General features: G+C 54.0%; 1 rRNA gene. It reads left to right on the top strand.

Going from position 1 to position 252, the window contains the following annotated elements:
• Positions 1-252: ribosomal RNA gene (locus ACN6NF_RS25980) — 23S ribosomal RNA — on the top strand; the annotation flags it as partial.

Consider the following 252-nt stretch of genomic DNA (forward strand, 5'->3'; position numbering starts at 1 on the left):
ATGAGCGATGGGGTGACGCAGTAGGGTAGTGACGCGGACTGATGGATGTCCGTCTAAGCAGTGAGGCTGATGTGTAGGCAAATCCGCACATCGTAAGGCTGGGCTGTGATGGGGAGCGAAAATTGTAGTAGCGAAGGTCATGATCTCAGACTGCCAAGAAAAGCCTCTAGCCAGGAGAAGGTGCCCGTACCGCAAACCGACACAGGTAGGCGAGAAGAGAATTCTAAGGCGCGCGGAAGAACTCTCGTTAAG

It is taken from the genome of Paenibacillus sp. TSM33 (assembly GCF_056099025.1).